Here is a 24079-nt window from a genome sequence, read left to right as displayed (position 1 = left end):
CGGCAAGACCTTCCCCTGGCTCCGGCGGGTATCCCGGGCAGTGCCCGTCGTCCCGGGGCGCGCCCCGCCCGGCCACCGGATTCGGACCCGGGCCGCCGACTACGGGATGATGACCGGGTGAACCAGAGCGAGAGCCCCCGACCGGCGGACGGCGACACCCCGGACGGCGACGCCCAGGACGGCGGTGCCCAGGACGGCGCCACCCGGGGCGGTGCGACCCCTGACCACGACCCGCGTCTGTTCCCCAGGGTCACGGCCTACCGGTTCCGGCGCGGCACCCTGCGTCCGGGGCAACAGCGGAACTGGGAGGAGCACTGGCCGACCTACGGCCGCAACGTGGCGGACGACCTCGTCGACCCGCAGGCCCTGTTCGGTCGCGTCGCGCCCCTGATCGTCGAGATCGGCTCCGGGACCGGGACGTCTACTGCGGCGATGGCGGCCGACGAACCCGACGTGGACGTGATCGCGGTGGAGGTCTACCAGCCGGGTCTGGCCCAGCTCCTGGGGATGATCCTGCGCGAGGGTCTCGAGAACGTCCGGATGATCCGCGGCGACGGGGTGGACGTGCTGACCAACATGATCGCGCCGGCGAGCCTGACCGGGGTGCGCGTGTTCTTCCCGGATCCGTGGCCCAAGGCCCGCCACCACAAGCGGCGGCTCCTGCAGTCGGGCACGTTCGAACTGATCTCCTCGCGCCTCCGTCCCGGCGGTGTGCTCCACGTGGCCACCGACCACGCGGACTACGCCGACTGGATCGCCGAGACCGGCGACGCGGAGCCCTCACTCGAGCGGCTCGACGCCACGACCGGGGCCGTACACGTACCGTTCAGTCTGAAAAGACCCGTGACGAAGTTCGAGGGCAAGGGTCTGCAGGAGGAGCGAGTGATCAACGAGTTCCTCTGGCGTCGTAGAGACTGACAACCCCGTATCTACAAGAAGACCGAGGCAGCAGACGATGACCCCACCTGACGGACCGGACGACCACGACATCTCCGACGTGGTGCCGCCCGACGCGCCGGGCCTGGTGCTGCTCGTCTGGGACGCCCCCAACGTGGACATGGGCCTGGGCTCGATCCTCGGCGGCCGTCCCACGGCCGTGTACCGCCCCCGCTTCGACGCGCTCGGGCGGTGGCTGCTCGGGTACGCGGCCGAGTTGTCGGTGACCACCAACGACACCCTCGAGGCCGAGGCGACCGTCTTCACCAATATCGTCCCGGGCACCTCGGACAACGTCCGCCCGTGGGTCGAGGCCTTGCGCAACGTCGGCTTCGCCGTCTTCGCCAAACCCAAGACCAGCGAAGACTCCGATGTCGACGACGACATGCTCGAGCACATCGACCGTCGTGCCGAGTCCGGCAGGCTCGCCGGCGTCGTGGTGGCCTCCGCCGACGGCCAGGCGTTCCGCGAGCCGCTGGAGGAGCTCGCCGACGAGGTCCCCGTCACCGTCATCGGGTTCCGGGAGCATGCCACCTGGGCCGTCCAGCACGACACGATCAGATTCCTCGACCTCGAGGACATCCCCGGCGTGTTCCGGGAGCCCCTGCCCAGGGTCAGCCTGGAGAACCTGCCCGACGAGGGTGCCTGGCTGCAGCCGCTCCGGCCGCTCACCGCCCTGCTCAACTCGCGTTAGGAGCGCGTAGCCGTGTTCAACTCACTCGGCGGGTTCGTCGCCCGCCGCCGCGTCCTCGTCCTGGTCTTCATGGTCCTGGTCATGGCCGTCCTCAGCGTCGCGGGCAGCATGTTCGGCAACGCCTTCGGTCAGGGGGGCTTCGAGGACCCGAAGAGCGGGTGGGCGACCGCTGAGCGGCTCGAGCAGGAGGCGTACGGGCGCGATGCGCTCGGCGACGTCGTCGTCACCTATCACGCCCCCGAGGGCACCACGGTCGACGATCCCGCGTTCCAGGACCCCGTCCGGGCCTCCCTCGACACGATCCGCGACGAGTTCCCCGACGAGGTCACCGGTGTGACCAGCTTCGTCTACAACCAGTCGCCCGCCCTGGTCAACCGTGACGAGGGCATCGCGGTGGCCTCGATCCAGCTGGCGGGCGAGGAGGAGGAGATCCTCCAGAACTTCCGGGTGATCGAGAACCGGATCGACGTCGACGGTATCCAGACCGACGTCGCCGGTGTCCAGGCGGTCGCAGGAGCGCTGCAGGACGGCATGGACGCCGACCTCGTGCGTGCGGAGCTCATCGCGCTGCCCCTGGTGTTCGTCCTGCTCATCGTGGTGTTCGGCGGCGTGGTGGCCGCGTTCCTGCCGGTGGCCGTGGGCATCCTGACGATCCTCGGGTCGATCGGTGCGCTGCACCTGCTGTCGTTGGTGGTTCCGGTCAACTCGTTCGCCCAGAACGTGGTCACGCTGATCGGCCTGGGGCTGGCGATCGACTACGGGCTGTTCGTGGTGAGCCGGTTCCGGGAGGAGATGGCCGAGGGGTACCCACCGGTCGTCGCCGTACGCAGAGCCGTGGCCACGGCCGGCCGCACCGTGGTGTTTTCGGCCGTCATGGTGGGCGTGACCCTGTCCGGGCTGCTGATCTTCCCGCAGGACTTCCTCAAGTCGGTGGCCTACGGGGCGATCGCCGCCGTCATCCTGGCCGCGCTGCTGTCGGTGACGCTGCTCCCGGCGGTGCTGGTGATGTTGGGGCACCGCGTGGACATGCTCGGCATCAAGCGCCTGCAGCGGCACCGCACCCGCGAGCAGGTCGAGAACGGGCTGTTCGGCCGGGTCGCCGACTTCTCGATGAAGCACCCGGTGGCGGTGGCGGTGCCCGTCGTGGTGGTCCTCGTGGCGCTCATCATCCCGTTCTCCGGGGTCAAGTTCGGCGGCATCAACGAGACCTACCTCCCGCCGGACAACACCACCCGCGTGGCGCAGGAGCAGTACGACCAGAACTTCCCCGGCACCCGCACCGACCCGGTCAAGCTCGTCGTGATCGGTTCGGACGGCACCACGCTCTCGCAGATCCGCGCCGAGGCCAACAACGCACCCGGGCTGACCGGCCCGTTCCAGTTCGCCCGGTCCGGACAACAGGACGACCAGGGCCGCGACGTGGTGGTCCTGCAGTCCGGTCTGGTCGATCGCAACTCGCCCACCGAGACCGTCGAGTACCTGCAGCAGTTCCCGATCCCCGCCGGCACCGAGGTCCACGTGGGCGGCAATCCCGCCATGGAGTCCGACTCTGTCGACGCGCTGGTCGACGGGCTCCCGTGGTTCGTGCTGTACGTGCTGGTCGCCACCACGATCCTGATGTTCCTGGCGTTCGGCTCGCTGGTGTTGCCGATCAAGGCGGCGATCATGAACCTGCTGGGCCTGGGTGCCACGCTCGGGATCCTCACGTGGATCTTCGTCGACGGGCACCTCGCCGACCTGCTCGGCTTCACACCGGGGCCGCTCACCTCGCCCGTGGTGGTGCTGCTCATGGCGATCATCTACGGGTTGTCCACCGACTACGAGGTGTTCCTGGTCTCCCGGATGGTCGAGGCGCGTTCCCGGGGCGCCAGGACCGCCGAGGCCATCCGCAGCGGCGTGGCCAACACCGGTCGGATCATCACCTCGGCCGCGCTGATCCTCATCGTGGTGACCGGGGCGTTCGCGTTCTCGGACATCGTGATGATGAAGTACATCGCGTTCGGCATGATCGCCGCCCTGATCATCGACGCCACGGTGATCCGCATGCTGCTTGTGCCCGCTGTCATGCAGATGCTGGGCACCGACAACTGGTGGGCCCCGCGGTGGATGAAGCGGGTCCAGGAGCGGATCGGCCTGGGCGAGGCCGAGATCGGCGATGAGCCCGAGCACCTGCAGGGCGGCCCGGCCGAGGTCGGGTCGGCGGGAGCGGGCCGGAGCACGGAGACGGGCGTTCCTGTCACCGCACCCGCCGGGCCTGTCGCGGGGAGCAGCGCTGTCGGACCCTCCGTGGCGGAGGGGACGCAGGCGCCGGGATCGGCGGTGGGGGTCCTCGAGCGCGAGCCGGACCATGTTCCCGAGCCCGAGCCCGAGCCCGAGCCCGAGCCCGAGCCCGAGCCCGAGCCCGAACTCCGGCCCGCGCCCCGGCCCGAACACCGTCGTCGGGACGGGGGCGGCGGGGAGAAGATCCCCGCGGCGGAGCTGATCGCCCGGCTCCGGCAGGAGAGGGAGAGGGAGAGGGAACGGGATCGCGACGCGTGAGGCCCGGCCCGACCTCCGGAGTGTGAACCTGGGCCGCGGCCGTTCTGCGGGTTATGGTGGCGGGATGAAGGGGACCCGGGGCGCCGTTCTGCGCCGTCGTGTCCGGGTGGTCCTGGTCAACCCCTGGTTCAAGGCGTTGGCGACCCTGGCCGTCCTGGGGTTCGTCCTCTACTGGCTCCGCGGTCAGATGCCGTTCTTCGCGGAGGGGTTCTCGGCGGTCACCAGCCCGCACTGGGGTTGGGTCGCGGTGGCGCTGGTGTTCTCCTACCTCTCCATGTCCAGCTACGGCTCGGTGCAGAAGGTACTGCTGCGGTCGGCGGGCGTGAAGGTGGGGTACTGGGAGAGCGTGGGCCTGGTCTTCTCCGCCAACGCGTTCTCGACCTGCATCCCCGGCGGTCAGGTCTTCGGAACCACCCTGACCTACCGGAAGACCCGTCAGTGGGGCGCGACCCGGGTGGTGGCGTCGTGGCAACTGGTGATCTCCGGAGTGCTGTCCACGGTGGGGATCGTGCTCCTCGCGTTGATGGGCTTCTTCCTGGTGGGCCGCGTGTCCAACCCGTTCCTGCTGATGCTGTCCGCGGTCGGCCTCGTGGCGATCGTGGTGGTGGTGCAGTGGGCCGCCCGGAATCCCGACAGGATCGAGGAGGCCCTGCTGACGTTGTTGGCGTGGGTCAACGCCCGGCGGCGCAGGCCCGCCGACCACGGTGCCGCCGCGGTGCGCAAAGTCGTGTCGCAGGCCGACGCAGTGGAGTTGTCCAAGTCGCAGCTCTCCAAAGCCTTCGCGTTCTCCTTGCTCAACTGGGTCGCGGATATCGGCTGCCTGTGGGCGGCGGCCCACGCGGTCGGCGCCCAGCCCAGCATCGGCGGCCTGTGCATCGCCTACGTCACCGGCAAGATCGTGGCGTCCGCGCCGATCACCCCCGGCGGACTCGGGACCGTCGAGCTCGCGCTCATCACCGCCCTCACCGCGGGCGGGCTCGGTGCGCACCAGGCGTTCGCGACGGTGTTCCTCTACCGCATCGTGAGCTTCGTCCTGATCGCTCTGGCCGGGTGGGTTGTGTTCTTCCTCTTCTACCGCGGTGCGGTGGACGTCGATCCTGATGCCACACCCGGGGAGGACGACTCCTCACGCGAGGACGCCTCGTCGTCGCCCCGTCTCGACCCCGACCGTCCGGCCGTCGCCGCCCCGCCCGCCGGACTCGCCGCGATGTGGCCGATGAGGGGCACGCCGTGGCGTGCCACCGTGCCCCACGACTCCGGGCCGATCCCACTCCTGCGCGTCCGGGAGGACGGGACCCGGGACGCCGCGGATGGTGAGGCCTCCTGCTCGCTGGGCGGCGGCGAGCACCGTGACGAGAGGGACCTGTGATCCGAGTGGCCCTGCCGCTGATGTTCCTGCTGGACGCCGTGCTCGTGGGGGTGTTCGCGACCTTCGGGCGCGGCGCCCATTCCGAGGGCCTCGGGATCGGGCAGGTGTGGGGAACGGCGTGGCCGTTCCTGGTGGGCCTGGTGGTGGGGTGGATCGTGGTGCTCGCCACGCGCCGCGATCCCGCGACCGTCCGGTCGGGCGTCCTGGTGTGGATCTCCACCCTCGTCGGCGGGATGCTGATCCGGGGGATCGGTGACGGGCGGGTGCCGCACTGGAGCTTCATGGTGGTGGCCGCGATCGCCACCGGTGTGTTCCTCCTGGGCTGGCGGGCGCTGCGCGCGGCGGTGTCCCGCCGCCGGGCGGCCTAGCTCCTCAGAACCCCTAGCGGAACTCGGGCGGGATCTGGTCGAGCATGAGGGCCGGGACGGTGACGGTCTCGGGCAGCCGGACGCCGTCCGGGGCGGGCAGTCCCTCGGGGACCACGATGGTGACCGGTTCCGCGCGTCCTCCGGGGACGGGGGCGGGGGCGGGATCGAGGACGGGTGCGGGATCCGGCGCGGGGGCGGCCTCGGGAGCCGGCGCGGGAGCGGCCTCCGGGGCGGGGGCCGGCTCGGGTGCCGGCGGCTCACCCGGCGTGACCGGGCCCATCCACGCCCCGAGCTCCTCGCGCGTCCCGGCGAAGACGTTGAGGTCCACGGGGCCGACGAAGCCCGGCACCTCGCCGGTCTCCGAGTTCTGCCAGAACAGCCATTCGCTCCACCCGCCGATCACGGGGAGCGTGGGCTCCGGCACCCCGTACTCGGCCAGCCACAACGGGTACTCGGAGAACCGGGTGGTGTTGGCCATCCGGTCGATCCAGAAGAAGCGGTACGTGTAGATGATCGGGGTCCGGCCGGTGAGGTGCTGGAGTTCGGTGAGGAAGACCTGCGTCCACTCGATCAGCTCCTCCGGGTTCTTGCCCTCGTCGGTCTCGATGTCGAGCACCGGCGGCAGCTGGGCGCCACCCACGGACTGCAGGCGGGTGGCGAAGGCGCGGGCCTGGACGGAGGGATCCATCGCGGGGCGGGCCTTGTGGTAGCTGCCCACGGCCATGCCGGATGCCCGGGCCTGCTCGACGTCGGCCTCGTAGTAGCGGTTCGCGGGGCCGGTGCCCTCGGTGGCCTTGATAAAGGCGAAGGACTGGCCGGACGCGGCGGCCGCGTGCCAGTCGACCGGCGCGCCGTGCGGGTGCTGCCAGCTCGAGGAGTCGACGCCGCGGGCCAGCCCGTCGAAGACGGGGGAGAGGGGGATGACGGCGTCGGCCCGGGGGGATATGACGACGACGAGGAGTCCGAGAGCCAGAGCCGCCGCGGAGGCGAGGGCCACGAGAAGGCGGGGGAGAAGGGCACGGCGGGCTGGCTGACCGGCTGGTGTCATGGGGTGAGTATCGAGTAGTAACACCTGTCACACAAGCAACTCGCGCAACTTTGCGACGATTTCTTCTTCCGGTGCCGCCGCGCCCGGGGGTGGTGTGGGTCACGGATCCGTCACAACCGGTAACACGCTGCCCCACTGGTGCGATCGGTTCTTTTCCCGCCTCTATTGTTGGAGTCGCCCCACCGTTCCAGTCGGGAGTCCCCTCGTGTCCGATGCAGTAGATTGTTCGACCCCTCGATACCGTCATGACCTCGTCGCCGAAGTCGACGGGCCGGCCGACGACGCGGTTCTCGAGGTGACCGTGGTCGAGAAGGCGGTGCTCGACGAGAACGGTGCCGGGCGCGGAGTGCCCGAGCTCGTCCTGCGGACGGGGGTCGACGGCATCGCGCTCACGGATCGAGACCAGGTCCTCCGTCTCCAGGCAGTGATCAACCGGGCCGTCAACCAGTGGCGCGACGCCGCTTCCCACCTGCCCTGACCGGTCGCCCGATCGCGCCTACTCGACCCTGATCCCCGCTTCGCCGATCAGTGCCAGTCCGACCCCCAGGACCTGCTCCGGCGAGATGATCGCCCCCCGGAGCGCGGACGCTCCCCGCACGTCCTCCAGCTCGGCACCCCTGAGGTCCGCCGCGGTGAACGTGGCCCGATCGAGGCTCGCGCCCCGCAGATCGGCGCCGTCGGTCGACAGATCAGCCACCCGCGCCTCCAGCAGGTCCGCCTGCCTGCAGCGGGTGGCGGACAGGCGCACCCTCTGGAGCCGGGCCATCCGCAGGTTGATCATGTCGGCGTGGCAGTCCTCGAAGGACACGTCGGTCAGTCTGGCGTCGGACAGGACCAGGCCGGTGAGCCGGCACCCCGTGAACCTGACCCGGGTGAACGTGGCCCCGTCGGCGACCATCCCGGACAGGTCGCAGCCGCTGACCACGACGTCGGTGAGACGGAGCGAGTCGGCCCTGGCGCTGCTGAGTCTGATGCCCTCCAGTGTCGACTCTCGGATCTCCGCGCCGCCGATCAGCGCCGCCCCCTCGTCGGGCGGAGGGGCGTCCTCGGCGGTGGCCCACACGCCGTCCCATAACCCGTCCGGTTCGAGTTCGGACCGCGGCGACCGGAGTTGCTCCCGCCGCGGCAGTGACGGGGCGGCGGGCGGTCGGGGTGAGCCGGATCGGCGTCTGAGCGGTGGGGGCACGGCCGCCAGCCTAGGTGCGGGGTACGTCAGTCGAGATCGCAGAGGCGGGCGAACTGCTCCCACTGGGCGTCGACGGTCGAGGGGTCGACGGCGGGCTGCTGGACGACCAGGCCCGAGATCCGGCTCGCCACGGTGGACAGTGCGTTGTCCTCGACGCCGTCGGCCAGCCGCCGCACCTCCTCGGAGCCGACTCCGGAGTCGACCTGACCGGTGACCAGCCTGTGGACCGGTCCGACCAGGACCTCGCACCCGGGTGTGGCGTCCGGCCCGGGCGAGGGGGCGGGCGTCCCGGCGGCGACGCTCGGTGTGGTGGTGGGCGTGCCCGGTCCGGCGGTGGTCGCGGGTGACCCGCCCGGGTCCGCCTGCCCGCAGGCGCCGACGGCCAGGGCGAGTCCGACACCCGCGACGACCGCGCGCCCGAGCTGCTGGGCCGCTGCTCTCCGGTGCGCCATGCCCCGCAGGATATCCGGGCTGGGACTTTCGCGGTGTCAGGCGTACCCTCGAGGCATGGGTAGACAGATCTGTCTATGCAGAGTGGCGGTACGCACGGTACCGAGAGGTCGAGGAGGTCGGTTGTGAGCCTGCGAGAGGTGTTCGCGTTCCCGGAGGTCGTCAACGACTATGCCGCCCGGTGCACAGCCGGGCTCGTCGTGACGCTCGCGGTGGTGACGATGCTCGCACCGCCGCCGGCGCAGACCTGGCTCGCTGCGGCACTGGTCGTCGGCTTCGCCCTCCGGGTGGCCGGAGGGCCGCGATACTCACCGTTCGGCAGGCTCTCGGTGCACGTGCTGGCGCCCAGGGTCAGCTCCGAGCCCAAGCTGGTCGCGGGCGCGCCCAAGCGGTTCGCCCAGACGATCGGCCTGGTCATGTCCTCGGTCGCGCTCGGCTTGTTCCTGGGCGGGTTGACGTCGGCAGGGGTCGTGGTCCTGGGCGTGCTGGTGGCCGCCGCTCTCGCCGAGGCCGCCCTGGGGTTCTGCCTGGGGTGCTGGATGTACGGCCAACTGCAGCGGGTCGGTGTCGTGTCGGAGGACGCCTGTGTCGACTGCGCCGACATCTGGGCCCGGCCCGGGATGACCGCGCGCAACTGAGACCTGCTCGCAACCGGGGCACCGTTCGACCGCGTTACTGTGGAGGACATGACTTCCCCGTCCGAGAACCACGAGTCCTACGGCGACGACCCCCGGGGCTACGGCTCGGAGTACGGCACCCCGTCGAACTCCGGCGACCAGTTCTCGCCCTACGGGACACAGCCTTACGGGACACAGCCTTACGGGACGCAGCCCTACGGGTCCGCGCCCTTCGGTGAGCAGAACTACGAGACCACCTCGTTCGGGCACCAGCCGTTCGACCAGCAGCCTTATGGCGCCCATTTCTACGGGGCCCAGCAGTTCGGGAACCAGCCTTACGGCATGGAGCCCTACGGCGTGCAGCCCTACGGCTCACCGGGCTACGGCGCGATGCACCCCTACGCGCCGAATCACGGGGCGTCGCGCAAGGAACCGGCGCTCTCGCTGGTGTTGTCCTTCTTCCTGCCCGGGCTGGGCACGCTGATCAACGGCCAGGCAGGCAAGGGGATCGGCATCATGGCCGGTTACTTCCTCGGCATCCTGCTGTCAGTGGTCCTGATAGGGATCCCGATCATGCTCGGGTTCTGGGTCTGGGGGATGGTCGACGCCTATTCGGGCGCCAAGGAGCACAACGCCCGGAACGGCTTCTACTGAGGGACCGGTCGACGGACCTTTCCGTAACCTGGTCGCATGACAGCGACCGAGATCACCACGACCGACGACTCGCGCCCCTCGGGCCTCGACCTCCAGTACGTCGACCGGGATGTCCGTCCCCAGGACGACCTCTACCAACACGTCAACGGCACCTGGATCCGCGATCACGTGATCCCCGCGGACCGGCCTATCGACGGGGCGTTCCTCGCCCTGCGCGACCTGTCCGAGGAGCGGGTGCGGGACATCATCACCGACGCCCCGGTGGACTCGCGGATCGGTGCGTTCTACGCCTCCTTCATGGACACCGACGCGGTCGAGGCCGCGGGCGTCGCCGCGCTCGCACCCGACCTGGCCGAGATCGACGGCGCGACCGACGCCGACTCGCTCGCCCTGGCCATGGCGCGACTGGAGAAGGTGGGGGTCGGCGGACTGGTCGGCGCCTACGTCAACAACGACGCCAAGAACTCCACCGAGTACATCCTCTACCTGGTGCAGTACGGCATCGGACTGCCCGACGAGTCCTTCTACCGCGAGGAGCAGTACGCGGAGCTGCGCGACCAGTACACGGACCACATCGCGCGGATGCTCGTGCTCGCGGAACTGTCGGGGAACGACGACGCCCGCACCCGCGCCGAGCGGATCGTCGCGTTGGAGACCCGCATCGCCTCCGCGCACTGGGATGTGGTGGCCCGCCGCGACGCCGACAAGACCTACAACCCCGTCACCTGGGACGAGCTCCCCGGCCTGGCGCCCGGATTCCCCTGGCATGACTGGGCCCGTGAGGTGGGCGGCTCGGAGGAGACCTTCGGCCGCCTCGTGGCCATGCAGCCCGACTTCCTCACCGCGGTCGCCGAACTCTGGTCGACCGAACCACTGGAGACGTGGAAGGAATGGCTGCGGTGGCGGGTCCTCGGCTCGCGCGCGCCCTACCTGACCAGCGACCTGGTGGAGGAGGACTTCCGCTTCTACGGCACCGCGATGTCCGGCACGGAGGAGATCAAGGCGCGGTGGAAGCGTGGCGTCGCCGCGGTCGAGGGGGCCCTCGGCGAGGAGGTGGGAAAGGAGTACGTGGCCCGGCACTTCCCGCCCGGCCACAAGGCCCGGATGGTGGAACTGGTTGAGAACCTCACCGCCGCCTACCGCTACTCCATCGCGCGGTTGCCGTGGATGACTCCCCAGACCCGCGAGCGGGCGCAGGAGAAGCTCGAGGCGTTCGTGCCCAAGATCGGTTATCCGGACGAGTGGCGCGACTACTCGGCGCTCGAGGTGCGACCGGACGACCTGCTCGGGAACGTGAGGCGGTCCGCCGAGTTCGAGCACCGCTACGAACTGGGCAAGCTCGGCGGCCCGGTCGACCGCGGTGAATGGCACATGACCCCGCAGACGGTCAACGCCTACTACAACCCGGTGATGAACGAGATCGTGTTCCCGGCCGCCATCCTCCAGCCCCCGTTCTTCGACGCCGACGCCGACGACGCCGCCAACTACGGGGCGATCGGCGCGGTGATCGGCCACGAGATCGGCCATGGTTTCGACGACCAGGGGTCGAAGTACGACGGCGACGGCAACCTGGTGGACTGGTGGACCGACGACGACCGCTCAGCGTTCTCCACCCGCGTGGACGCGCTGATCGAGCAGTACCAGGGCCTGACCCCGGACGGTCTGGACCCCGCGAAGGACCACGTCAACGGGGCCTTCACGGTGGGGGAGAACATCGGCGACCTCGGCGGACTGACCATCGCGCTGCTGGCCTACCGGCTGGCGCAGGGGTCGACCGGGGAGGGCTCCGACGCGCAGCCGGCCCAGGGGACAAAGGTGGGTCCGGAGATCGACGGTATGACCGGCATCCAGCGCCTGATCACCTCCTGGGCGATCGTGTGGCGCACCAAGACCCGCGCCGAGGAGGCCGCCCGTCGACTCGCCGTGGACCCGCACTCCCCGCCGGAGTTCCGCTGCAACCAGGTGGTGCGGAACCTCGACGACTTCCACGCCGCGTTCGGGGTGACCGAGGGTGACGGACTGTGGCTCGCCCCCGAGGAGCGCGTCAGCATCTGGTGAGTCGACCGTGCTCGAGGACGAACTCGCGGCGGGCGACCCGCTCGACCGCTCCGGAGTCGATGAGTTCGTGGAGGCGGCGGCTCAGTGTCTCCGGCGTGGTCCCCAGATGCGAAGCGAGATCGGACTGGGAGACAGGTAGTCGCACCCGGGGGCGCCCGTCCTGGCCGGGCGTGGCAGGCAGTGAGAGCAGGTAGGACACCAGCCGCGTCGACACGTCCTCCGAGGTGAGCGAATCGAGGTGTTGTTCGCATTCGACCACCTTCTCGGCCAGGGCTCGTCTGATCGAGTCGTGGAGGACCGGGCACGCCGCGGCCGCCGCGCGCAGGGCGTCATGCGAGACGGTGGCCAGTGTCGTCGACTCGGCGGCGACGACGCTGTGACGAGCGGGGCAGCCCAGTGCGAACTCCACGAGGCCGAGATGACGGCCGGGCCCGAGAATCCTCACATGCCGCTGGCGGCCGGACCGGTCCTCCCGGATGACGTGGAGGGCGCCGGCGACGATCACCACCAGTCGGCTCACCGGCTCCCCGGCCAGCTGCACCGTGGAACGGGGACGCGCCTCCATCGTCCGGGAGGAGTCGGCCAGGTAGGCCCAGCAGCGCGGTGGCAGCGACGCGAACAGTGCGGAACCGGCGAGTCCGGAGCCGTCCCCGTGAGCGGTCATGTCTCCCAGTGTGGCCCGGAACCGCCCCGTGTGTCCTACCTCACCCGATGTTGACGTAGATCAATGCGCTCGCCGGTGCGGCTCCCTAGATTCGGATCCACCGACGATCGGGGAGAACATGTCAGAGGTACTCGTCCCGCCCATGAGTCCGGCCGATGATCTCGACCATCCACCGGGCGCCCCGACCGGCACAGGCCGACCGGGGTCGTTCGTGTGGAAGATGATGACGACGACCGATCACAAGCTGCTCGGCCTGATGTACATCGTCACCTGTTTCGTCTTCTTCTTCATCGGCGGGCTCATGGCCCTGCTCATCCGGGCCGAACTGTTCATCCCGGGCATGCAGTTCCTGTCCAACGAGCAGTTCAACCAGCTGTTCACCATGCACGGCACGATCATGCTGCTGTTCTACGGAACGCCGATAGTGGTCGGGTTCGCGAACTACATCATGCCGCTGCAGATCGGCGCCCCCGACGTCGCCTTCCCGCGACTGAACGCTCTGGGCTACTGGCTGTTCACCGCCGGCGGCATCGTCGTGATGTCCGGTTTCCTCACCCCGGGCGGTGCGGCCTCCTTCGGCTGGACGATGTACATGCCGCTGGCCAGCCAGGAGTACTCGCCGCAGGTCAGCGCGGACCTGTGGATCCTCGGCGTCGGCATCGGCGGTATCGGAACCATCCTCGGCGCCGTCAACTTCGTCACCACGATCATCTGCCTCCGCGCACCGGGTATGACCATGTTCCGGATGCCGATCTTCACGTGGAACATCCTCGTGACGTCAGTCCTGATCCTGCTGATCTTCCCGCTGCTCACCGCCGCGGCCCTCGGCGTCTTCTACGACCGGCAGTTCGGTGGCCGCATCTTCTCCGCCGGCAACGGTGGTTCGATCCTGTGGCAGCACCTGTTCTGGTTCTTCGGTCACCCCGAGGTGTACGTCCTGGCGCTGCCGTTCTTCGGGATCATCACAGAGATCCTGCCGGTGTTCTCGCGCAAGCCGCTCTTCGGCTACGCCGGTCTGGTCTTCGCGACCCTCGCGATCGCCGCGCTGTCCATGGCGGTCTGGGCGCACCACATGTTCGTCACCGGCGCCGTGCTCCTGCCGTTCTTCTCCTTCATGACGTTCCTCATCGCCGTTCCCACGGGCGTGAAGTTCTTCAACTGGATCGGCACGATGTGGCGCGGGAAGATGACGTTCGAGACGCCGATGGTCTTCGCGCTCGGGTTCCTGGTGTCCTTCCTCTTCGGTGGCCTGACGGGCATCATGCTGGCCGCGGCGCCGATCGACTTCCATGTGCACGACTCGTACTTCGTCGTGGCCCATTTCCACTACGTGCTGTTCGGCACGATCGTGTTCGCCACCTTCGCCGGCGTGTACTTCTGGTTCCCCAAGATGACGGGCCGGATGCTCGACGACAGGCTGGGCAAGTGGCACTTCTGGCTGCTGTTCATCGGCTTCCACACCACGTTCCTCGTGCAGCACTGGCTCGGTAACCAGGGCATGGCCCGCCGGTACGCCGACTACCTGGCGACGGACAACTTCACGGTCCTCAACCAGATCTCCACCATCGGTTCGTTCATCCTCGGCATCGCGATGCTGCCGTTCATCTGGAACGTCATCAAGAGCTGGCGTTACGGTGAGATCGTCACGGTCGACGACCCGTGGGGTGCGGGCAACTCGCTCGAGTGGGCGACTTCCTGCCCGCCGCCGCGTCACAACTTCGTGACCCTGCCCCGGATTCGCTCCGAGCGCCCGGCGTTCGAACTGCACTACCCGCACATGAGCGAGCGCATGCGTGCGGAGGCCCACGTCGGCGGTCGGCCGGGCTCCCAGGATCCCGACGCGGCCAAGGACGTCGCCGAGCGCGGAACGTCCCCGCAGAGGGGTTGATGTCGTAGAAGGGCTGCTGCGGAGCGCTGATCTGACTGATGGGTGAAACCCGGTCTTGGCAGGTCATGCGAGCGGCTACTGTCCGGACATGACGATCCGGGATGTGTCGGGCGGAGAAGTGTCGATCAAGGTCGTGGAGTGGTCGACGGGATATCTGGGCAGGATGGCGGTCGAGGCCGTCGACTCCCGGCCCGAGTTGGAGCTGGTGGGCGTTTTCGTCTCCGATCCCGCGAAGGTCGGCATCGACGCGGGCCGGCTCGCCGGTCTGGACCGGGATCTGGGGGTGATCGCGACCGACGACCGGGCGGCGCTGCTCGCGCTCGAACCGGACGCGATCGTGTACACCGCCGAGACCGAGGCCCGCTTCATGCCGGCGATCGAGGACTTCCGCGGCTTCCTGCGCGCAGGTATCGACGTCGTGGCCTCCGGCCCGGTACTGCTGCAGTACCCGCACGGGACCCTCCCGGAGGAGATGATCGACCCGCTCGTGGACGCCGCGCGCGAGGGTGGCGCCACGTTGCACGTCAACGGAATCGACCCGGGTTTCGCCAACGACGTCCTGCCGCTGGTCATGACCAGCCTGTCCCGGCGCATCGACCTGATCCGGGTGGGGGAGATCGCCGACTACTCGGTGTACCACCAGGGGGAGACCATGCGGCGGCTGTTCGGCTTCGGTCGGTCGATGGACACGCTCCCGCCGCTGCTGCGGCCGGGGATGCTCGCCGCCGGCTGGGGCTCGGTGGTCCGTCAGCTCGCCGCCGCGCTGGAGGTGACGCTCGACGAGCCGCTGATCGAGCGCCACGAGCGGCTGCCCGCGGATCGGGACCTGTCGCTGTTGGCGTGCGAGGTCCCGGCCGGGACCCAGGCGGCGATGCGGTTCGAGGTGGTGGGACAGGTCGACGGCGAGGACCGCATCGTGCTGGAGCACGTCACCCGCACGGCCACCGACCAGGCCCCGGACTGGCCGCGGCCCGACCACGGTGACGGCTGCTACCGCGTTGAGATCCTCGGCGAGCCGGCCATGCGCGTGGAGTTCACCCACCACGCCGAGCACGGTGACCACAACCAGTCGGGGATGCTCGTCACCGCGATGAGGTTGGTCAACTCGGTGGAGGCCGTGGTCGCGGCGGAGCCCGGGCTGGTCTACGCAAAGGACCTGCCGATGATCACCGGACGTGGCTTAATAAGCCAATGAACATAATCGGTGCCGCCCGCGCCGCAGCGGCCTCGCTGGCTGCGGCAGCCCTCGTACTGACGGGCGCGGGCGCCGCCCACGCCACGGACCCGACCGCCCGGGCCCCGCTCCCCGTGCCCTACAGCTTTCTCACCGGCGCCGCAATGGCGATCACGCAGCCGGGGGCCACGTTGCCGGGCGCGAACGACTGGAACTGTCGTCCCTCGCCCGCCAAGCCCCGTCCGGTGGTCCTGGTGCACGGCACCTCAGGCGGCGCCGTGACCAACTGGGCGACCTTCGGCCCGCTGCTGCACAACGAGGGGTATTGCGTGTTCACGCTGACCTACGGCGCGTTGCCGGACGTCCCGTGGCCGGTCAACGAGCTGGGCGGGTTGTCCGACATCGCCGAGGTCTCGGTGCCGCAGGTCGGGGAGTTCGTCGACCGCGTGCTCGCGGCCACCGGGGCCCAGCAGGTCGACCTGGTCGGCCACTCGCAGGGCACCATCGTCTCGGGTCTGGTGGCGAAAGTCGGACGCCCGGGCAAGGTGAACACCGTCGCCTCGATCGCCCCGCTGTGGGAGGGTTCCGGTGGTGGCATGCGCCGGTCTCTGGACGACCTTCCAGGAGTCTCGGACCAACTGGGTCAGATCCCCGCCCTGTCCCAGATGTCCCCGGGCTCCGAGGTGCTCCAGCTGTTGTGGAGCGGAGGGTCGCCCTACGCCCCCGGGGTGCGGTACCTCAACGCGGTGACCCGCTACGACCAGTTGGTCACGCCGTACACCTCGGGTCTCGTGCCGGGGCCGCTCACCACGAATGTCGTGATCCAGGACGGCTGTGAGCAGAACCAGGCCGAGCACCTCGCGATCGCCTCCGACCCGCGCACCGCAGACTTCGTGCTGAACGCGCTCGATCCGGCCAATCCTCGTGCTCCGCGCTGCGAGGCGGTGGCCCCGTACCTGGGTCCGATCCCGGCCCTACCGGGCTCATGACCGCACGACGAGCGGCTCCGGGGATCGCGGGACTCGTCGCGGCCGCGCTCCTCGTAGTCGCGCCCGGATCTGTCTCGGCGTCTCCCACCACGGCCCAGGTCCCGTGGCGCTGGTGGGACGGAGCGGCCCACCAGCTCACCCACGGGCTCGCGGACCCGCCCGGGGTCAATCGTGACGACTGCCGTCCGAGCGCCCGACATCCCGTTCCGGTGATCCTCGTCCACGGCACCGGGCTCAACGGCGGCAACTCGTGGGCCACCTTCGGGGCCGCCCTGGCCGCCGAGGGTTACTGCGTGTGGGCGCCGACGGTCGGGGCCCCGCCCGGGCTCGGCTCCACCGGGGGGTTCGACTCGCTCACGGGCGCGTCGGCTCCCCAGCTCGCCGCCGAGATCGACCGGGTCCGCGCACTCACCGGAGCCCCGGAGGTCGACCTCGTGGGGCACTCGCAGGGCGCGATCATCGCGTCCTATGTCACCGCCACCACGCGGAGGGACGCGGTACGCACCGTCGTCACGCTGGGCGTGGACCCGGCGAGATCGGGAGAGGGACCGCCGGAGTTCGTCACCGAGGCGTTCGGGGTGCTGTCTGCCGAGACCGCGCAGCGTGACGCCGAGGCCACCCTCGCGTGGCTCGGCGACGAGGGCGTGCCGTTCGCGCGTGGGGTCTGGTACGTCGCCGTGGTCTCGGACTACGACGAGCTCACCGGCCCCGTCACCGCGCCCGTGGTGCCGGACTTCGTCGACCTGCGGGTCGTCCTGCTCCAGGACGGCTGCGAGGTCGACCGCTCGGGGCACCTGACCGTCCTGGCCTCGCCGCGGGCCGTGGACCTCGTCACCGACGCTCTGGGCGGCACGCACGCCGCCGCGGGCGGTGTCGCGTCCGCTCCACCGCGTTGCGTTCCCGCCGACGGCGTCGTCGGGGTGCTCGCGCCCGTGCCACTGCGCTAGCGAGCGTTGCGGGCCGGGCGTCCCGCGTCAGTAGTTCCAGTCGCCCTGGCCGTCGAAGGCGCCGAACTGCCGACCGGGTCCGTTCTTGACGATGATCGGGTCGCCGTTGCGTGAGTTCTCGTAGTACCAGCGGGCGTCCTCGGGGCTGATGTTGATGCAGCCGTGCGAGACGTTGCGGACACCCTGGTCGGCGATCGACCACGGCGCGGAGTGGATGTAGATGCCGTCGTAGCTCATCCGGACCGCGTCGTTGACGATCGAGTCGTACCCGCCGTTCTCGATGCGCAGCCCGAACGCCTCCGAGTTCATCCGGACGCTCCGGCCACGCTGGCCCGTGTAGTACACGCCGTTGTAGGTCTCCCAGCCGCGCATGCCCGCCGACGCCCGCATGGTGCGCACGTGCTGGCCGTTTCGCGTCACGGTGATGTGCTTGGTGCGGTCGTCGTATTCCGCGATCAGCGCGTCACCCGTGCGGAAGGCCTGCTGCCGCTTGCCGCCGGCCCAGACGGTGACCGAGGTGTTGACCGGCCAGAAGGAGTGCGGACGCCACCGCACCTCGGAGTTGTTGACCCAGTAGAACTTCCCGGCCACCGGGGGCTCGGTGCGGATGCCGAGCGTGGCCTCTGCGCGGGCCCGGTCCGCGATGGGTCGGTCGAAGAAGAACATGACCGGCTGGGCCACGCCGACGATCTCGTTCTGCGTGGGGAAGACGTTGACGTCGCCGTACTCGGGCGCGGGCCGGTCGGGACCGATCACCGGGTAGGTGAGGACCGGCATCGCCCCGACACCCGGGATGAGCGGGGTGGGCAGGGGCGCGTTCTCCAACTGGGGGATACCGGGCGGGCTCGGGGGCATCACGGACTGCGCGTTCGCCGCCGGGGCGAGCCCCAGGACGAGGGCAGCCGCGGCGAGGATCGAGGCGAGGACCGGGATCCGGGGCGAACGGGTCATTGCTACTCCTGGGGACGACGGAGACGAGGGGTACCTCTCAGCCTAGGCGGAGGACTCTCTTAGGGTGTCGTGCGCCATATCGATTGTGTTTCACCCCGACCCGCGGGGGAAGGCCCGGTGGCCGGCCCGGTGGTCGGCTCGGTGGTCGGCCCGGTAGCCGGATCAGTAGTTCCAGTCGCCCTGACCGTCGAACTCGCCGAACTGCCGTCCCGGGCCGCCCACCACGATGAACGGGTCGCCGTTGCGGGTGTTGTCGTAGTACCAGGCCGCGTCCTCCGGGCTGAGGTTGATGCAGCCGTGGGAGACGTTGCGGACACCCTGGTCGGCGATCGACCACGGGGCGGAGTGGATGAAGATGCCGTCATAGCTCAACCGCACCCCGTTCTCGACGGTCGTGTCGTAGCCGCCCGCCGTCCTGGACAGCCCCCAGGTGGAGGAATCCATCCGGACCTCCCGGGCGCGCCAGCCGTTGTAGTAGACACCGTTGTGGGTGGGGTAGGAGTCCCGTCCCGCGGAGGCCCTCATCGTCCGGACGACCTGACCGTTGCGCGTGACGGTGACCAGGTGGGTGGCGTCGTCGTAGGTCGAGACGACGGCGTCGCCGGTGCGGAAGGTGTTCTCCCGCCCGCCGGCCCACACGGTGACCGAGGTGCCCGCGGGCCAGAACTCGTGTGGCCGCCAGCGGAGCTCCGTGTCGCCGACCCAGTAGAACCTGCCCTGGACGGCCGGTGCCGTGCGGATCCCCACGGAGGCCTCCGCCCGGGCGCGGTCGGCGACGGGGCGGTCGAAGCGGATCATGACGGGTTGCGCCACGCCCACTGTCTCGTCGCGGGTGGGGTACACCGACGACACCGGCTCCACGGCGGGGCGCGGCGGAGCCGGCACGGGGATCGTGAGGACGGGCTGCGAGGCCAGCCCGGGCAGCTGGGGGAGTGGTGCCGACTCCAGGCCGGGAAAGGCGACGGACTGCGCTGACGCGGCGGGGGCCAGGCCGACGACGAGGCCGGTCGTGACCAGGAGGGTCGCGAGGAAGCGGGATCGGCGGGACATCGTTCTCCTTCGGCCGCGGGCAGGCGGGCGGCGGTGATGGTGCGGGCGGGTTGATTCGGGACGCGACTCACAAGAATCACATGCGTCACACAGGCAACAGCGGCAACAATACCTCGGACCCCGGCGGCCGGGTACCCGTTGCGCCGACCGGGCTTCGTGGGTCCGATACGCACCGTCCCCGGGCCGACGGGCCACCGTTCCAATGTTCATTGGTATCGGCGCTCGCAGAACCGCTGGTAGATCCCCCGGCTCCACTTATTGACCTAAAGTCAACAGAAGAACCGCAGATCATGGCCTTGCCTGCGTCGCGGGTGCAACATAGAGTCTTTCCAGTCACCGGCCGGGGGGTGCGGTGGCGAGGTGAAGTGCGGACGAGGGGCTGTCACTTCACGAGGAGGGGCCGGTATGTATACCGGGGCACCTGGGGGGGTGCCGGCCCGCCGCCTTCCGAGGCGAGCGTGGATTCCGGAAGGCGCGATGCGCAGTCCGCAAGAGGGAACGGCGTCGGATGCTGAGGGGCTCCGGCGCCGTTTCCCATTTCTGTGCCGGGCGGGCCCGGGTTCAGTCGAGGATGTGCTCGGCGACCCTGCGCAGACCCTCCAGCGCCCGTGCCTCGGCATCGGGGGAACGCGGCGTCTCCGGGCTGATCAGCGTGATGTGCCACAGGTCGTTGTCCGCGATGAGGATCGTGTGGACCTCGACGCCCCCGCCGGTCGGGGCGGCCACGCAGTCGATGTACGCGGTGTCGAGTTCGGGCTCGACCGGAGCGGGGGCCTCGGGCGCGGCCGGGGGTGCATCCTCGATTGTCGCCGCGTCACCTCCGCGGATCTCCGAACACGCGTACCGCACCCCCAACATCGCGGGCTGGCCGCGGAGTGCGGCCTGGGGGCCCCCACGCGGCTTGACCACCCCGGCCGCGAAGGTGTCGGGTATCTCGTCGCGCTCACCGGTGGTGGTCCGGGTGGTCGTCGGCGAGGTCGTGGGCATGGGCTTGACCTCCGTGGTGGTGTCGGCCCCCGCCACGGTCTCCGGCTCCTCGCCCGTCCCGTCCCCGGGGTCCGCCGTCCCGGTCGCCGTGCCCGTCTCCGACTCGTCGTCGGCCCCGTTCTCGGCCTCGGTTTCGGCTTCTGCCTCTGCGTCCGCCTCCGCCTGCTGCATCTCGTACAACTCCGGTGACCCCGGGCCGCCGTAGGTGCACATCAGCCCCAGGTCGCCGGAGCCTATGGGCTCGATCTCGGGCATATCGGCATCGGTGAGCTCGATCAGTTCGGCGGGCGTCAGGTCGAGGAGCTCACACGCGTTCAACCGCACGTCGGGATCGGGGCGACCCTCCACCATCGCCGCGGCGATGTCGGGCCGGGGTTCCGGTGAGATCCGAGGCGGACCCGTCTCGCCGGCGTCGGAGAAGCCGAGCGCGGAGCACCCCGACACGGCCACCACCGCCGCCGACGCCACGAACCCCCGGGCGATTCGTCCCCCCGTTCCGGGACGGGGTCGCTGCGATCGCATGGGCCGATCCTACGACGTCGGCGTTCGATCCCTGATCCCGACCGCTCCGCGGACAGCGGCCCGGACGGTTCAGGCGTCGCCGGGGAGGATCTCGGTCGCTCGGATGACCGCGTCGAACGACTCGCGGATCCGGTCCTCCAGGAGGGTCGGCGACTCGTCGGTGCGCCACTGCTCGACCGCCACCCGCACGATCGCGATGGACGCCGCCGCCACCGTCGCGGCCTCCACGGACCCGGGATCCCTGCCCTCCCGGCGGGCCACCAGGGCGGCCAGTTCCTCCTCGGTCCGGGACAGGATCGCGTACACCTCGGTGCGGATCCCCGGCTCCCGCCGCCACATGTCGTGGAACCGGTTGAACAGAGGGGTCTCCTGCCGGGCCATCGCGACCTGCAGCCACAGCAGGCGGGTGAGCGCGGTCAGCGTCGACACGGACCGGTCGGTGAGGAACAGGTGCACCGCGTCGCGGTCCGGGGGAAAGGCGTCCGGGATGCACGCGGCGGCCTTGGACGGGAAGTAGTTGAAGAACGTCCGACGGGACACGTTGGCGGCCTTGGCGATCTGGTCCACCGTCACCGCGTCGAGCCCCCGCTCGAGGGCCAGGTCCAACGCGACGGAGGAGATGGTCTCGCGCAGCTCGCGACGGCGCCCCTCGGTGCGGTCGGCGCCCTGCGCCTGCGTGGGTGGGCCGGTCATGTGGGCGCCTCCCCGTCGGTCGTCGATGAGTATCGGTCTCTCAGTTCAGTGGTGATGACCTTACCCAGCGGGTCGGGTCCTATCCTGGGCATCATGCGTATCGCCGCCACGACCCTTCTCGCACCCCTGTCCGTCGTACTGCTCGGTGTGATGGCCGGGTGCGGTGGGGAGACCGAACCGGCGCCTGAGATGGGGACGATCCGGACCGCGCCGCCGGAGACCAGCGAGCCGGAGATCCCGCAGGTCGAACCGGTGACCCGTGCGGAGTGCCCGTACCTCTCGGTCGACGAGGCGTCGAGGCTGAACGGCGAGTTGGCCACCGATGTGCGGATCGATGACCGCGTCGACCCCGCCGCCTGCTTCTTCTACAGCGCCGACGGGGCCGTCCAGCTCACGACCACCGTGTACTCGGTCTCGTCCGAGGAGCGGGCTGCCGAGTTGGTGGACGACTCGGCGCCCGTCGGCGAGTCCGAGCGGTCGGATGTCGAGGGCGGGTGGACCGGTGGCCGCACCGGCGGCCCGGGGGGCGCCCTGGTGGTCCTGGCCCGCGGGACACAGGTCCTGGCGGTGCAGTCCACGCAGGAACAGTCGGTCAAGGTCCAGCGGGTGGCCGAGCTCGTCGCTCCCCGGGTGGCCGACTGAGTCAGGGCGCAGGTGGTCGAGCCGCGGCCGGGTCGACCGCCACGTGGGAGTACGGCATGAGCGCCTCGACCGCGGGGAACACCACCTCCATGAGCAGCAGGAACACAGCCGCGACCAGGACGACGACCAGCATGATCCGCACAGGGGTGGTTCCGGGGAGCCTCCGGTAGAGCCAGGCGTACATCACCGACCCCCCAGCTCCGCGGGGAGCTCGCCGGGTACCCGCGGTTCGCTGCGTTCGAGTACCGCGTGCACCACGAGCCGTTCCGCCGCCGAATACTGCGGGTGGCACGTGGTGAGCGTGGCCAGGGGCAGCAGGTCGGGGGAGGCGGGCTCGGTACCTCCGGGTACCGGGTCGATCACCCACACGTCCTCCGGGCGGACCACCGAGACCCCGGACAATCCCTCGTACATGCCGGACGTCGCGCGGTCGGCGAGGTCCTCCGGAAGGCATTCGGAGGCCTGTGCGCGGGCCGAGGCGGGGTCGGGGGCGTCCACGGGCAACACGCGGTAGACCAGCCACCGATCCGCGGTGGCGTACACCAGGGCGTCGCAGGAGCGCAGGGTGTCCAGGTCGTTGAACGGCGAGCCCCGGCCCACACGGTGTCCGGCGACGGCGAAGTTGCCGGGTTCACCCGGCCCCTGGGTCTCCGTGTAGTGCCCGGGCCCGGTCTCCAGGGCCGCGTCGCTGGTCCCGGACACCACGGCGAACCGGTAGTCCGAGCCGAACGCGGGGATGTACAGGCGGGCGAACGCGGTGCCGTCGCCGGGTCCGGACGTCCACGGTCCCCCGTCATCGGTGCCCGTACCGCGACCCCGCGGGTTGTCCGATCCACCCCACCGCCGGTCCAGTTCGGCGTCGGCGTCGGACTGGGCGCGCGCCGCGCCCAGGTCGGTCCACCACACCTGGTAGACGACGAAGAGTGCCAGCACCACGCCGAGCGTCACCAGCACCTCGCCCACCACACCCGTCGCGCGTTTCACGAGGGTTCCGTGACCATCCCCAGGATGAGCTCGGCCATGCTCCGCGCCGTCATCGCCGAGGTCTCGACCTCACCGAGCATGGCGGCGGTGACGGAACCGTCGTGGAGGATCGCCAACCGGTCCGCCAGGTCCGCGATGTTGTCGGGGTCCTCGAGCCCCATACCGGCGAGCTCGGAGCGGAGGGTCGAGGCGACCCAGGCCCGCTGGTCGGACACCGCCGCCCGGATGGCGCGCTCGCCGTCGGTGCAGGGGCGGGGGAACTCGATGGCGGCGGCGAGGTGGCACGAGCCGGGGGTCGCCGGCTCCACGCGCTCTCGGACGATGTCGAACAGCGCGAGGATGCGTCCGCGCGAGTCCGGCGCGGCGTCGGCTCGTCGCTGCCACAGGGCCCGGTCCCGTTCTGCCATCGCCCTCAGGTACGCCACGACGAGCTCGTCCTTGGAACCGTACGTGTTGTAGAGACTGGCCTTGGCGACCTTGGACTCCTTGAGGATCCGGTCGATACCCACCGCGCGGATCCCGTCCGTGGAGAACAGGCGGGTCGACGTGGCCAGGAGCCGCTCCCGCGGTCCGGGTTTGGTCGACCGTGCGCTCGTCACAGGGGACAGACTATCGGCTGGCACCACGGACTCGGCGGGACCGGTGCCGTGTCAGGCCACACCGGGACCGA

At 70.2% G+C, this 24079-nt stretch carries 25 protein-coding genes; 14 read left to right on the top strand and 11 right to left on the bottom strand.

Annotation, left to right across the window (positions count from 1 at the left end; genetic code table 11):
• The first annotated feature begins 117 nt into the window (after nt 1-117).
• The 5 genes from trmB (at nt 118) to ABIE38_RS16260 (ending at nt 5905) form a co-directional block, all read left to right on the top strand.
• Nucleotides 118-918: a tRNA (guanosine(46)-N7)-methyltransferase TrmB gene (gene trmB, locus ABIE38_RS16280; RefSeq protein ID WP_354058053.1), complete on the top strand. Its 801-nt coding sequence runs from the start codon at nt 118-120 to the stop codon at nt 916-918.
• Between the two features lie 37 nt (nt 919-955).
• Entirely contained in the window at nt 956-1630 is a 675-nt protein-coding gene (locus ABIE38_RS16275; RefSeq protein ID WP_354058052.1) for an NYN domain-containing protein, read from the top strand.
• 12 nt (nt 1631-1642) lie between these two features.
• Nucleotides 1643-4168, top strand: coding sequence for an MMPL family transporter (locus ABIE38_RS16270; protein ID WP_354058050.1), 2526 nt, complete (start codon nt 1643-1645; stop codon nt 4166-4168).
• Between the two features lie 64 nt (nt 4169-4232).
• Complete coding sequence (locus ABIE38_RS16265) at nt 4233-5537, top strand: lysylphosphatidylglycerol synthase transmembrane domain-containing protein (protein WP_354058048.1); 1305 nt, start codon at nt 4233-4235, stop codon at nt 5535-5537.
• 5 nt (nt 5538-5542) lie between these two features.
• The gene (locus ABIE38_RS16260; RefSeq protein WP_502914798.1) at nt 5543-5905 is read left to right on the top strand and encodes a DUF3054 domain-containing protein; all 363 of its coding nucleotides are present in this window, start codon (nt 5543-5545) and stop codon (nt 5903-5905) included.
• 13 nt (nt 5906-5918) lie between these two features.
• On the opposite strand, the gene ABIE38_RS16255 is transcribed toward ABIE38_RS16260, so the two are convergent.
• Nucleotides 5919-6953, bottom strand: a complete 1035-nt coding sequence (locus tag ABIE38_RS16255) for a glycoside hydrolase family 25 protein (RefSeq protein WP_354058044.1) — start codon at nt 6951-6953, stop codon at nt 5919-5921.
• A gap of 205 nt (nt 6954-7158) precedes the next feature.
• On the opposite strand from ABIE38_RS16255, the gene ABIE38_RS16250 reads away from it, so the two are divergent.
• Complete coding sequence (locus ABIE38_RS16250; RefSeq protein ID WP_354058042.1) at nt 7159-7431, top strand: hypothetical protein; 273 nt, start codon at nt 7159-7161, stop codon at nt 7429-7431.
• An 18-nt stretch (nt 7432-7449) separates the two neighbouring features.
• On the opposite strand, the gene ABIE38_RS16245 is transcribed toward ABIE38_RS16250, so the two are convergent.
• Complete coding sequence (locus tag ABIE38_RS16245; protein ID WP_354058041.1) at nt 7450-8139, bottom strand: pentapeptide repeat-containing protein; 690 nt, start codon at nt 8137-8139, stop codon at nt 7450-7452.
• A gap of 26 nt (nt 8140-8165) precedes the next feature.
• A complete protein-coding gene (locus ABIE38_RS16240) occupies nt 8166-8591 on the bottom strand; it encodes a hypothetical protein (RefSeq protein WP_354058039.1) in 426 nt (141 codons plus the stop codon).
• 123 nt (nt 8592-8714) lie between these two features.
• Between ABIE38_RS16240 and ABIE38_RS16235 the strand changes: the two genes are divergently transcribed.
• The 3 genes from ABIE38_RS16235 to ABIE38_RS16225 are packed head-to-tail and all read left to right on the top strand — an operon-like array spanning nt 8715 to nt 11918.
• Nucleotides 8715-9227 carry a DUF4395 domain-containing protein gene (locus ABIE38_RS16235; protein WP_354058037.1) on the top strand — a complete coding sequence of 171 codons (513 nt, stop codon included), beginning with the start codon at nt 8715-8717 and terminating at the stop codon, nt 9225-9227.
• A gap of 48 nt (nt 9228-9275) precedes the next feature.
• Nucleotides 9276-9860: a hypothetical protein gene (locus ABIE38_RS16230; RefSeq protein ID WP_354058035.1), complete on the top strand. Its 585-nt coding sequence runs from the start codon at nt 9276-9278 to the stop codon at nt 9858-9860.
• Nucleotides 9861-9896: 36 nt separating this feature from the next.
• Nucleotides 9897-11918, top strand: a complete 2022-nt coding sequence (locus ABIE38_RS16225) for a M13 family metallopeptidase (RefSeq protein ID WP_354058033.1) — start codon at nt 9897-9899, stop codon at nt 11916-11918.
• On the opposite strand, the gene ABIE38_RS16220 is transcribed toward ABIE38_RS16225, so the two are convergent.
• On the bottom strand, nt 11905-12582 hold the full coding sequence (locus tag ABIE38_RS16220; RefSeq protein WP_354058031.1) for a Crp/Fnr family transcriptional regulator: 678 nt from the start codon (nt 12580-12582) through the stop codon (nt 11905-11907). The two genes, ABIE38_RS16225 and ABIE38_RS16220, sit on opposite strands and share 14 nt — an antisense overlap.
• A gap of 142 nt (nt 12583-12724) precedes the next feature.
• Here ABIE38_RS16220 and ctaD point away from each other — a divergent pair, with 142 nt between their 5' ends.
• The 4 genes from ctaD (at nt 12725) to ABIE38_RS16200 (ending at nt 17580) form a co-directional block, all read left to right on the top strand.
• Nucleotides 12725-14470: an aa3-type cytochrome oxidase subunit I gene (gene ctaD / locus ABIE38_RS16215; RefSeq protein ID WP_354058179.1), complete on the top strand. Its 1746-nt coding sequence runs from the start codon at nt 12725-12727 to the stop codon at nt 14468-14470.
• Between the two features lie 88 nt (nt 14471-14558).
• Nucleotides 14559-15665, top strand: coding sequence for an NAD(P)H-dependent amine dehydrogenase family protein (locus tag ABIE38_RS16210; RefSeq protein ID WP_354058029.1), 1107 nt, complete (start codon nt 14559-14561; stop codon nt 15663-15665).
• Nucleotides 15662-16633, top strand: coding sequence for an esterase/lipase family protein (locus ABIE38_RS16205; protein WP_354058027.1), 972 nt, complete (start codon nt 15662-15664; stop codon nt 16631-16633). The genes ABIE38_RS16210 and ABIE38_RS16205 overlap by 4 nt, the downstream gene beginning before the upstream one ends.
• Nucleotides 16630-17580, top strand: coding sequence for an esterase/lipase family protein (locus tag ABIE38_RS16200; protein WP_354058025.1), 951 nt, complete (start codon nt 16630-16632; stop codon nt 17578-17580). Before ABIE38_RS16205 ends, ABIE38_RS16200 begins: the two co-directional genes overlap by 4 nt.
• Before the next feature lie 27 nt (nt 17581-17607).
• On the opposite strand, the gene ABIE38_RS16195 is transcribed toward ABIE38_RS16200, so the two are convergent.
• From ABIE38_RS16195 to ABIE38_RS16180, 4 genes are all read right to left on the bottom strand, one after another.
• Nucleotides 17608-18531 (bottom strand): L,D-transpeptidase, encoded by a 924-nt coding sequence (locus tag ABIE38_RS16195; RefSeq protein ID WP_354058023.1) that lies wholly within the window; start codon nt 18529-18531, stop codon nt 17608-17610.
• A gap of 162 nt (nt 18532-18693) precedes the next feature.
• On the bottom strand, nt 18694-19581 hold the full coding sequence (locus ABIE38_RS16190) for a L,D-transpeptidase (protein ID WP_354058022.1): 888 nt from the start codon (nt 19579-19581) through the stop codon (nt 18694-18696).
• A 561-nt stretch (nt 19582-20142) separates the two neighbouring features.
• Nucleotides 20143-21090, bottom strand: coding sequence for a hypothetical protein (locus ABIE38_RS16185; RefSeq protein WP_354058020.1), 948 nt, complete (start codon nt 21088-21090; stop codon nt 20143-20145).
• A gap of 69 nt (nt 21091-21159) precedes the next feature.
• Nucleotides 21160-21783: a TetR family transcriptional regulator gene (locus tag ABIE38_RS16180; protein WP_354058018.1), complete on the bottom strand. Its 624-nt coding sequence runs from the start codon at nt 21781-21783 to the stop codon at nt 21160-21162.
• Between the two features lie 93 nt (nt 21784-21876).
• Between ABIE38_RS16180 and ABIE38_RS16175 the strand changes: the two genes are divergently transcribed.
• Entirely contained in the window at nt 21877-22425 is a 549-nt protein-coding gene (locus tag ABIE38_RS16175; RefSeq protein ID WP_354058016.1) for a DUF2020 domain-containing protein, read from the top strand.
• Between the two features lies 1 nt (nt 22426).
• Here ABIE38_RS16175 and ABIE38_RS16170 read toward each other — a convergent pair whose 3' ends face one another.
• The 3 genes from ABIE38_RS16170 to ABIE38_RS16160 are packed head-to-tail and all read right to left on the bottom strand — an operon-like array spanning nt 22427 to nt 24008.
• A complete protein-coding gene (locus tag ABIE38_RS16170; protein WP_354058014.1) occupies nt 22427-22609 on the bottom strand; it encodes a hypothetical protein in 183 nt (60 codons plus the stop codon).
• Nucleotides 22609-23409 carry a class E sortase gene (locus ABIE38_RS16165; protein ID WP_354058013.1) on the bottom strand — a complete coding sequence of 267 codons (801 nt, stop codon included), beginning with the start codon at nt 23407-23409 and terminating at the stop codon, nt 22609-22611. Before ABIE38_RS16165 ends, ABIE38_RS16170 begins: the two co-directional genes overlap by 1 nt.
• A complete protein-coding gene (locus tag ABIE38_RS16160) occupies nt 23406-24008 on the bottom strand; it encodes a TetR/AcrR family transcriptional regulator (protein WP_354058011.1) in 603 nt (200 codons plus the stop codon). The genes ABIE38_RS16165 and ABIE38_RS16160 overlap by 4 nt, the downstream gene beginning before the upstream one ends.
• Between the last annotated feature and the right edge of the window lie 71 nt (nt 24009-24079).

The sequence above is a fragment of the Dietzia sp. 2505 genome, from assembly GCF_040546785.1.
Taxonomy (GTDB): Bacteria; Actinomycetota; Actinomycetes; order Mycobacteriales; family Mycobacteriaceae; genus Dietzia.
Note: the sequence above shows the minus strand (reverse complement) of the source record. Positions and strands in the feature narration are given on the sequence as shown.